The sequence below is a fragment of the Nonomuraea ferruginea genome, assembly GCF_039540635.1.
Classification (GTDB): Bacteria; Actinomycetota; Actinomycetes; order Streptosporangiales; family Streptosporangiaceae; genus Nonomuraea; species Nonomuraea ferruginea.
In genome coordinates this window covers 93,473-102,901 of sequence record NZ_BAABFD010000029.1, presented here as the reverse complement: position 1 = coordinate 102,901, position 9,429 = coordinate 93,473, and the positions used below count along the sequence as shown (strand labels likewise).

12 protein-coding genes are annotated in these 9,429 nt (G+C 69.3%); 4 read left to right on the top strand and 8 right to left on the bottom strand.

Annotated elements, in window-relative coordinates:
• Positions 1-418: 418 nt before the first annotated feature.
• From ABD999_RS39715 to ABD999_RS39685, 7 genes are all read right to left on the bottom strand, one after another.
• Complete coding sequence (locus tag ABD999_RS39715) at positions 419-733, bottom strand: GNAT family N-acetyltransferase (protein ID WP_271278750.1); 315 nt, start codon at positions 731-733, stop codon at positions 419-421.
• A gap of 209 nt (positions 734-942) precedes the next feature.
• Positions 943-1,053, bottom strand: a complete 111-nt coding sequence (locus tag ABD999_RS44050) for a LuxR C-terminal-related transcriptional regulator (protein WP_378525372.1) — start codon at positions 1,051-1,053, stop codon at positions 943-945.
• Between the two features lie 161 nt (positions 1,054-1,214).
• Positions 1,215-2,795, bottom strand: a complete 1,581-nt coding sequence (locus ABD999_RS39705) for an acyl-CoA synthetase (protein WP_271278749.1) — start codon at positions 2,793-2,795, stop codon at positions 1,215-1,217.
• Positions 2,796-2,807: 12 nt separating this feature from the next.
• On the bottom strand, positions 2,808-4,148 hold the full coding sequence (locus ABD999_RS39700; RefSeq protein ID WP_148031708.1) for an MFS transporter: 1,341 nt from the start codon (positions 4,146-4,148) through the stop codon (positions 2,808-2,810).
• A gap of 157 nt (positions 4,149-4,305) precedes the next feature.
• A complete protein-coding gene (locus ABD999_RS39695; protein ID WP_271278748.1) occupies positions 4,306-4,764 on the bottom strand; it encodes a MaoC family dehydratase in 459 nt (152 codons plus the stop codon).
• The gene (locus ABD999_RS39690) at positions 4,761-5,645 is read right to left on the bottom strand and encodes an amidohydrolase family protein (protein WP_148031710.1); all 885 of its coding nucleotides are present in this window, start codon (positions 5,643-5,645) and stop codon (positions 4,761-4,763) included. Before ABD999_RS39690 ends, ABD999_RS39695 begins: the two co-directional genes overlap by 4 nt.
• Positions 5,646-5,655: 10 nt before the next feature.
• The gene (locus ABD999_RS39685) at positions 5,656-6,582 is read right to left on the bottom strand and encodes an SDR family oxidoreductase (RefSeq protein ID WP_271278747.1); all 927 of its coding nucleotides are present in this window, start codon (positions 6,580-6,582) and stop codon (positions 5,656-5,658) included.
• Positions 6,583-6,686: 104 nt separating this feature from the next.
• On the opposite strand from ABD999_RS39685, the gene ABD999_RS39680 reads away from it, so the two are divergent.
• The gene (locus ABD999_RS39680; RefSeq protein ID WP_271278746.1) at positions 6,687-7,520 is read left to right on the top strand and encodes a PaaX family transcriptional regulator; all 834 of its coding nucleotides are present in this window, start codon (positions 6,687-6,689) and stop codon (positions 7,518-7,520) included.
• Positions 7,521-7,542: 22 nt separating this feature from the next.
• Here the strand turns inward: ABD999_RS39680 and ABD999_RS39675 are convergent, their stop codons facing one another.
• Positions 7,543-8,088: a YciI family protein gene (locus ABD999_RS39675; protein WP_271278745.1), complete on the bottom strand. Its 546-nt coding sequence runs from the start codon at positions 8,086-8,088 to the stop codon at positions 7,543-7,545.
• Positions 8,089-8,254: 166 nt separating this feature from the next.
• Between ABD999_RS39675 and ABD999_RS39670 the strand changes: the two genes are divergently transcribed.
• From ABD999_RS39670 to ABD999_RS39660, 3 genes are read left to right on the top strand one after another with little or no spacing between them, the layout of a single operon-like run.
• Entirely contained in the window at positions 8,255-8,689 is a 435-nt protein-coding gene (locus ABD999_RS39670) for an SRPBCC domain-containing protein (protein WP_271278744.1), read from the top strand.
• Complete coding sequence (locus tag ABD999_RS39665; RefSeq protein WP_271278743.1) at positions 8,676-9,044, top strand: ArsR/SmtB family transcription factor; 369 nt, start codon at positions 8,676-8,678, stop codon at positions 9,042-9,044. The genes ABD999_RS39670 and ABD999_RS39665 overlap by 14 nt, the downstream gene beginning before the upstream one ends.
• Positions 9,031-9,414: a VOC family protein gene (locus tag ABD999_RS39660; RefSeq protein WP_271278742.1), complete on the top strand. Its 384-nt coding sequence runs from the start codon at positions 9,031-9,033 to the stop codon at positions 9,412-9,414. Before ABD999_RS39665 ends, ABD999_RS39660 begins: the two co-directional genes overlap by 14 nt.
• Positions 9,415-9,429: the final 15 nt, after the last annotated feature.

The following is a 9,429-nucleotide window of genomic DNA, read 5'->3' as shown; positions in this document are numbered from 1 at the left end:
CACGAGCAAGATCAAGAGATTACGTGGCCATCGACCAGGATTTCCGATGTCCGTCTACCGGGACCCTTCTGGCCATCTACCTGGAGTCACCTGTCCGCCGACCTGGAGTTTTAGATGGCCGCATACACCTCCCGGGGGACACCTCGGACCCCAGAGAATTCAGAGCTGTTCGAGCCAGTGGGTCAGGAACCGCCGCCGCGGGGGGCGGGGAAGTAGAGGTAGCCGTCCACCCGCGGGCCTGCGACGACGCGATCGCGGCCTGGACGGCACCGTCGCCCGTGCGGCCGCGGCGGACGAACTCCCGGTCGTACTCACGACGAGACGGGGGTTGACGCCGGCACGATCGAGGAGCTTCGCTGCCGGCCGTCGAATCCCGGCGGCACGGTCACCGGGTCGAGGGTCAGGTCGGTCATGCCACCTAGTCGCCGGCCCTGGACGGTGCCGAGTTGTAGAGCAGGTCGCGGTACTCGGGGTGATTGCGCAGCCAACTGAGGATGAAGGGGCAGATCACCAGCGCTTTCAGTCCTCGTTCGCGGATGTCGTCGAGCGCGGCGCGAGCCAGGGCGCCGCCGATTCCTCGACCCTCGAAGGTCGGGTCGACCTCGGTGTGAGCCAGGACGATCATCTCGCTGGTCTCCTGGTAGTCGATGAATCCGGCGACCGTCGTCTCGCCGACGGAGGCTTCGTAGCGCCGCCGGTCCGGATTCCTGGTCACGTTGACGTCGATGGACATTGTTCGTTGAGCCTCCTGTTTCGGTGCTGTGACAGGTCGTCATCTCGGGTCCACCGTGGGTTGCCCGGGGCCAGACGAATCAGATCGGTAGCGCTCCCCGCTCGCCACGTGGAAGGTCGGATTCGCGCAGCCGACGCTACTTCGCGTCAGGGAGAAGTGCCTAACCCGGTCGACCCAACCCGGTGCCTGACCGTGGTCTGCCTGTCTGGTCAGGGAAGCGGCAGTTCTCTGAGCTGCCGGCGGGAGGTGATGTCCAGCTTCCGGAAGATGTCGCGGAGGTGGGCTTCAACCGTGCGTGGGCTGAGGAACAGTTGGCGCAACGACCTCCCGGGAGGTCGCTGCGGTGGCCACCAGCCGTGCGATGTGCGGCTCGTGGGCGGTCAGGGAGTCGGTCGGCTGGGCGGTCCGTCTGCGGGGATGCTCACCGGTGGCGCGCAACTCGCGGGCGGCGCGCTGCCCTCGGGCGGATAGCCGCCTCTGATCATCTGTGCTCCTGACGGTCGGGGGACGCGGAGGACGGCGATCGGGGCGGTGCCGCGCCGGGCGGCAGGAGCCGTGTTCGAAGCTCGGGTTTGAGGATCTTGCCTGAGCCGGTTCTCGGCAGTGTGTCCATGATGTCGAAATAGACGGGGATCTTGTACTTTGCGAGCCGGGAACGGAGGAAGTCCGCCAGCTCTGCCGCGGTGAGGGCGACGCCGTCACGGGGGACGACGAAGGCCCGGCCGACCTCGCCCCATTTCTCGTCGGGCACCCCCACCACGGCGGCCTCCGCCACGGCGGGATGCCCGAAGAGCACACCCTCCACCTCGGCCGGATAGACATTCTCCCCGCCGGAGATGTACATGTCCTTCAGCCGGTCGACGATGTGAAGGTGCCCCTCGTCGTCGAGGGTGGCGATGTCCCCGGAGCGGAACCAGCCTCCTTCGGTCAGCGCGGCGGCGGTCGCCTCCGGGTTCCGCCAGTAGCCGGGGGTGACGTTGGGCCCCTGGATGTGCACTTCGCCCGCCTCGCCGGCCTCGGCCTCACTGCCGTCGGGCCGGACCACGCGTATGTTGGCGAAGAACACCGGCACGCCGGCCGACCCCACCTTGCGCACGCTTTCACCCGCCTCAAGGAAGGTGGCGCCCGGCGAGGTCTCCGTCAGTCCGTAGCCCTGACAGAAGACCAAGCCCCGCTGCTGGTACGTGCGGATCAACGCGACCGGGATCGCCGCTCCCCCTGACATCAGGGTCCGCAGCGAGGACAGGTCGGCGTCGGCCCACCGCGGCGACCGCGCGAGGGCGGCGAACATCGCGGTGACCCCGAACATCCAGGTGACGCGGTGCTTCTCGATGAGGTCGTAGCAGGAGTCCACGTCCCAGAACGGCATGATCAGCGAGGTGCCGCCCTTGAGGAAGGTCGGCAGCAACGTCTGGTTCAGCGCCGCGACGTGGAAGAGCGGCGCACTGATCAGCGTCACCTCGGTGCTCGCCACGTCGACCCCGACCATGATGTTGAAGCAGTTCCACACCAGGTTGGCGTGACTGAGCATCGCCCCCTTGGGACGCCCGGTCGTGCCCGAGGTGTAGAGGATGAGAGCGATGTCGTCGAGCGCGACCGGGGTGTCGATCGGCGTGGCATCGCCTCCCGACAGAAAGGCCTCGTACTCCCGCTCCCCCGGTGCCGGCGACTCCAGCGCCACGGCCGTGCGCAGTCCCGGGAGTCCCGGAAGATCGCGTACGACCGTGGCGCACTCCGGCGCGTAGACGAGGACGGAGGCGCCGGAGTCCTCCACCATGTAGGCGATCTCCGATGCGGTCAGCCGGAAGTTCAGCGGGACGAAGATCCCTCCGAGCAGGTGCGTGGCGAACATGGTCTCGGCGAAGGCGACGTGGTTGGGGCCGAGGTAGGCGACCCGGTCCCCGGTCCGAACCCCGGCGCCGCGCAGACTCGATGCGAGCCTTGTCGTCCGCTCGTGCACCCAGGCGTAGGTGACCGCCCGGCCGTCGAAGACGAAGGCGATGCGGTTCGGGCTCATCCGCGCCCGGCGGGCCGGCCAGCCGCCCAGTCCGGCGTTACGCATCGGCGACTCCTGTCAGGTGGAGGACGGTTCGGCCGGGTCGGTCGCGCGCGCCGCCGGGGCGACGGCGGTCAGGTCGCGGCGGCTGGTCTCGCCCAGGGCCAGGAGGCAGACCACCGTCAGCAGGCAGGAGGCGGCGATGATCACCGAGATCATCATCGTCCCTCCCCCGCCGGTGGACGCGTCGAGCTGGGCGAACAGCAGCGGGGCCAGGCCGGCGCCGAGCCCGGCGAGCTGGTAGCCCATCGAGGCTCCGGTGTAGCGGCTCCTGGTGGCGAAGACCTCGGTGTACAGCGCCGCGAGCGGGCCGTACATCATCGGGTGGATGACCGCCTGGCCCAGCACGAGCGCGACGGTGAGGACGGCGACGCTGCCGGCGTCCACCATCGGGAAGAGGACGAAGCCGAACACGGCCATGAGGAGTGCGCCGGCCAGCACGACCGGACGGCGTCCCACCCTGTCCGACAGCGCCGACCACCCGATGATGCTCAGGACGGCCAGCGCCGAGGAGAGCGTGAGACCGTTCAGCACGTCCGGCCGGGGGAAGCCTGCCCGCACGCCGTAGGCGATGAGATAGGTGGTCAGCGTGCCCTGCGCCACGAAGGCGGACAGACCGACGCCCACACCGAGCAGGAGAGTCCTCGGGTGATGGCGGAGCACGTCCAGCAGCGGCGCTCGGGAGCCATGGTCCGCGGCGGCCTTGAACACCGGGGTCTCCTCGACCCTCAGCCGGACGAACAGGCCGACCGCCAGCAGGACGACGCTGATCAGGAACGGCACCCGCCAGCCCCAGCTGAGGAACTCCTCCTCGCCCAGGACGGCGGCCGTGCCGCCGAGCGCCGCGGTGGACAGCACCATGCCGAAGGGGGCTCCGGCGTTGGTGAAGCTCGCCCACAGTCCGCGACGGCTGGTCGCGTGCTCGGCGGACATCAGCACGGCTCCGCCCCATTCACCGCCGACCGCGACGCCCTGCAGGATCCGGAGTACGACGAGTGCGATGGGCGCGAGGACGCCGATCTGCGCGTAGGTGGGGAGCAGGCCGATGAGGAAGCTGGCGACGCCCATCAGGGTCATGCTCAGCACCAGCATGCGCTTGCGGCCCAGCCGGTCGCCGAAGTGGCCGAAGATCGCTCCGCCGAGCGGCCTGGCCAGGTAGCCCGTGGCGAAGGTGCCGAAGCTGGCGACCGTCGCCGTGAGCGGGTCGAGAGAGGAGAAGAAGACCTTGCTGAAGACCACGGCCGAGGCGGTGGCGTACAGCAGGAAGTCGTAGTACTCGATGACGCTGCCCAGGAAGCTTGAGGCGACCGCGCGTCGGAGTTGGATCCGGTTGGGGGATGTGACTGGCAGGTTCGGCATGACCGAGCTCCTCGTCCGGGAGCGAGCTAAGACTCTCGCTTGCTTGTCCCGGAGGTTAGGCAGATCCATAACGGACGTCAATACTTTGCCCAATATGGGCGGGGGGTGGGGTGCGCCGCGCTCGCCGCGCCGGGCGCGGGCCGTACGTTTCGCCCGGTCAGGCGTAGTGACGGTAGATCACGCGCGCGACGCAGGCGGGCTTGGCGGAGCCGTCGATCTCTACGGTGAAGTCGAGGAGCATCTGGACGCCGTCACCGGGGACGTCGTCCACCGACGCCACGGCGGCGGCGAGGCGGATCTTGGCGCCGACCTTGACGGGACTGGGGAAGCGGGCCTTCTCCAGTCCGTAGTTGACGCTCATCGTCACGCCCCGGATGTCGAGCAACTCGGTGAAAAGCGGGATGACCAGGGACAGGGTCAGATAGCCGTGGGCGATCGGACCGCCGAACGGCCCCTCCTTCGCCCGCTCGGGATCGACGTGGATCCACTGGTGGTCGTCGGTGGCGTCGGCGAAGGTGTTCACCCGTTCCTGGGTGATCTCCAGCCATTCGCTGCGGCCGAGGTCCGCCCCGGCGAGCGCCTTGATCTCGCCGAGTCCGTGCACCGTCGTGGTCATGACCGTGTCGTCCCTTCCTGCGCACCCAGCCCGAGCAGGCGCGCGGCATTGTCCTTGAGGATGCGGGAGCGGACCTCCGGCTTGATCTCGAGCTTGCCGAAGTCGGCGAGCCAGCGGTCCGGGGTGATCACCGGATAGTCGGATCCGAAGAGCACCTTGTCCTTCAGCAGCGTGTTCGCGTACCGGACGAGCTGCGGCGGGAAGTACTTGGGCGACCATCCGGACAGGTCGATGTAGACCTGGGGCTTGTGCGTGGCGACGGCCAGCGCCTCGTCCTGCCAGGGGAACGACGGATGGGCCAGCACGATCTTCAGGTCGGGGAAGTCCACGGCGACGTCGTCCACCAGCATGGGGTTGGAGTACTTCAACCGGATCCCGCCCCCGCCCGGCACGCCCGCGCCGATACCCGTCTGGCCCGTGTGGAACAGGGCGATCGCGCCGGACTCCTGGATCACCTCGTAGAGGGGATAGGCCATGCGGTCGTCGGGCGCGAAGCCCTGGATGCTGGGGTGAAACTTGAAGCCGCGCACGCCGTGCTCCTCGACGAGCCGGCGGGCCTCGCGGACGCCCGCCCGGCCCTTCCACGGATCGACACTGGCGAACGGGATCAGCACGTCGGCATGCTCGGCACAGCTCTCGGCGACCTCCTCGTTCGAGATGCGAGGGTGGCCGGTGGCGTGCTCCGCGTCGACGGTGAACACCACCGCGGCCATCTTGCGCTCTCGGTAGTAGGCGGCCATCTCGGGGATGGTCGGCCTGGGGTGCTCCTTGAAGTACTTCTCCGAGGCGCCGAACAGCTCCGCGCTCAGCGAGACGTGCCCGCCGGCGGAGACCTCGGCGTGCGTGTGCACGTCGATCGCGACCAGTTCGCCGACGTTCATCCGCGGCATCTCAGCTCTCCGCCGTCTTCTGTTCGGGGACCTTGGGCGCGGGCACGCCGTACGTCTCGGGATCGGCGCCGACGCCCGTCCGCCATGAGGCGGCGATCGCGTCGGCCGTCCAGCCACCGTCGGCGTAGGCCACCGCCTTCTCGCCGGGGTGGGACCAGAGCGCCAGCCGGTCGCCGCCGATGCCGATGGCCTGGCCCGTCACCTCCGCGGAGGCGTCGGACGCGAGGAAGACGACGAGCGGGGCGACGTCCCCGACCGTGCCCAGGCCCTCGCCCCTGCGCAGCCATTCCGGGAACGGCCGCCCGGTCCGCTCCGACTCCTCGATGACCGGGGCGAAGGCCGGGATCGTCTTGGTCATCTCCGTCGCCGCGACCGGGACGATCGCGTTCACCGTGATGTTCGCCCTGGCCAGCTCCATCGCCCAGGTCCGGGCCATGGCGACGATGCCCGCCTTGGCGGCGGCGTAGTTGGTCTGGCCGAAGTTCCCGCGCTGACCGGCGGGCGACGAGACGAGGATCAGCCGTCCGCCCGTCCCCTGCTCGCGCATCCGCACCGCCGCCGCCCGGGCGCAGGTGAACGTGCCCCGCAGGTGCACGTCGATCACCGCGTCGAAGTCCTCGTCGGACATCTTCCACAGGACCCGGTCCCGCAGAATGCCCGCGTTCGTGACCATCACGTCCAGCCGGCCGAACTCCTTGACGGCCGTGGCGACCAGCCGCTCGGCGGCCTCGGCGGAGCCGACCGGGGCGACGACGGCCGCGGCCCTGCCCCCCGCCGCGATGATCCCACCGGCGACTCCGGCCGCCGAGTCGCCGTCCAGGTCGTTCACGATGACCGCCGCCCCGGCCGCCGCCAGCGCCTCGGCGTAGGCCCGCCCGAGGCCACGACCCGCGCCCGTGACGACGGCCACCTTGCCCGACAGATCCATGCACCTCACCTTTCGCAGGGAAGCCTGACATCGCCGAATCTATGGCACTTATGTGACTGCCGTCAAAGATTTGCCTGACGTTGAGAACCGTCTACCCTTTGGCTGTGACCTTCGGTGGCGAAGACGACCTGACAGCGCAGTTCCGGCGCCCGCAGTCCCTGATGTTCAGCTTTCTCGGCATCTACGTGCTGGACCGCGGCTTGGCCGTCTACTCCGGCAGCGTCATAGACGTGTTCGCCCGCCTCAACGTCTCCGAGGAGGCCGTACGGTCGACGCTCGCGCGCATGGTCAAGCGCAACCTGCTGATCCGGCACCGACGGGGACGAAAGGTGTATTTCGGGCTCGCCCCGCACGCCGCGGAGGTGCTGAAGGATGGGCGCAGACGGGTGTGGGAGACCGGCGCGGTGAACCGCGACTGGGACGGCACCTGGACGGTCGTCGGGTTCTCGCTGCCGGACAGCCGGCGCAGCACCCGGAACGACCTGCGCTCTCAGCTGATCTGGAACGGCTTCGGCCTGCTGCAGAACGGGCTGTGGATAGCGCCGGGCGAGAAGGACGTCACGGACATCATCGCCTCGCTGGAGCTGGGCGACCACGTCACCGTGCTGACCGCCCGCGCCTTCAAGCCGACCGAGGCCGCCGACCTCGTCAGGAAGGCCTTCGACATCGAGCGGATCGCCGGACGCTACCGGGCGTTTCTCGCCCAGTGGGACGTCCCCCGGCCGCTCCCCGGCGCGCCGGACGACCTCGCCCGCCAGTTGCTGCTGCACACCGACTGGCTGCAACTCGTCCGCCAGGATCCCCACCTGCCGGCCGAGCACCTGCCCTCGGACTGGCCGGCCATCCGGGCCGAGCAGCTCTTCCAGGTGCTCGCGCGGGAGTACGAAAGACGCGCTGCCGAGCAGGCCGCCGCCATCCTGGACGAGCTTCCCGTGTGACGGCAGGCGCCACCGCCGTTGATCATCGTCGTCCGCCGAACTCCCAGTGGTGGACTTCGATGTCGGCATAGCGGTCCGAGGTCAGGACGGTGCGGGCCGTGTCCCGATCCCCCGCCCGGATCAAGGCTGCCGTGCCCAGCCAGGTGGCGCCGTCGTCGGACAGCAGCGACCCGTAGGCGATCAGGTCGTCCTGCCGGTCGGGCGGTGGAAGGAGGTCGGCGGCCTGGCCCGTGCCGAGGCCGAGAACCAGATAGCGGCTGCCGCCTTCGCGGCCACCGGGGAAGTCCCACATGGTGCGACCCAGGACGTTGCGCCAGCGGCGCAACAGCACGTCCCGGTATACGCCGGCCTGGTAGTTGGGCTCGTCGAAGGCGAACGCCCGCGCGGCGGCGGGGTCCGGCAGGTCGACGATGTGCACGCTGCCGGTGGCCGTGTCGCCGTCGAGGGTGGGGCCGCGGGCGATCAGCCGCGCGTCGAAGCGGTCCATGTAGGACCAGTGCTCCTCGGTGAGCTTCTCGCGCAGCGCCGCGGAGCCGGGCCGGTCACGGTGGTAACAGAAGAATTCCATGTCGAGCCTGTCTATCACGGGTTGCGGCAGGACCCGGTGCCGCGCGGACCATCCAGGCCGCCGTGGCCGAGCAGGCCCTGACAGCGCTCGATGGCGGCTTGTGGGCGACGATCGCAACCTGTAGGTTGCCTTTGATGGCAACCTACAGGTTGCGAAAGAGGGTGACATGGGTTCGGACGCGATCGAACGGGTGCTGGTGCTGCGGCACCCCGTCGAGCGGGTGTGGGCCGCGCTGACCACCGCGGAAGGGCTCTCGCGGTGGTTCGGCTCGGTGGCGGAGATAGATCTGCGGCCCGGTGGGCGCGCGTTCTTCCGCTGGGACGACCTCGGCGACGAATCCGTCGCCACCATCGTGGTGGTCGACCCACCACGCCGTTTCGCGTTCAGGTGGGCGATCGAGGGCCTGCCGGAGGACGACGCACCCCGGACGCTTGTGGACTTCACCCTGGAACCGATACCGGACGGCACCCGGCTGCGCCTGGTGGAGAGCGGGTTCGCCCAGGCCGCCGCCGACGTGGCCCGCTCCGCCCACCAGGCCAACAGTCAGGGATGGGACGCCGAGCTCGCCGACCTGGAGACCTACCTCGATGCGGCAGCCTGATCCTGAACGGCAGGCCGTCGCGGTGTTCGCGGCGCTCACCGATCCGACGCGGCGCGCACTGCTGGAGGAGCTCGCCCGCGCTGGGCCCGCCACCGTCACCGACCTGGCACGACGGCTGCCGATCAGCCGCCAGGCGATCGCCAAGCACCTCGGCCAGCTCGCCGAAGCGGGCCTGATCAGCCCAGGAGAACCGGCCGGCCGTCGCCATCCCTACCGGCTGGAATCAGCCCCCATTCGCACGGCGCAGATTTGGCTGGCCATGCTCGCCAACCGGTGGGACGACCGGCTGACCGCGCTGGAGCTCGCACTGGACGCCACCGACACGAAGGAGTCGAGCGACAATGAACAAGCCTGAATTCACCGCCGGCCTGAACATCGCCATGAAGATCCCCAAGGCCCAGTACGAGGCCACCGTGGCCTTCTACCGCGACACCCTGGGCTTCGAGGTCGAAGAGGATGATGTCTCGTACGCTCCGACCGTCTCGAGAACTCATTCGGTACGGTTCGGACCCAATACGCTGTGGCTCGACTGCGTCGACAACTACAGCCGGCCCGACCTGTGGCTGCAGCTGCACACCGATGACCTGGACGCGGCAGCGGCCAGACTGGCCGGCAGTGGCATCCACCCGTGTGACGAGGTCGAGCCCCTGGAGGGCCTCGACTCCAGAACCCACTGGATCAAGAACCCGGCCGGTGTCGTGCACCTGCTCGCGGAGTCCCGCTGATCCCGCGGCCGTACG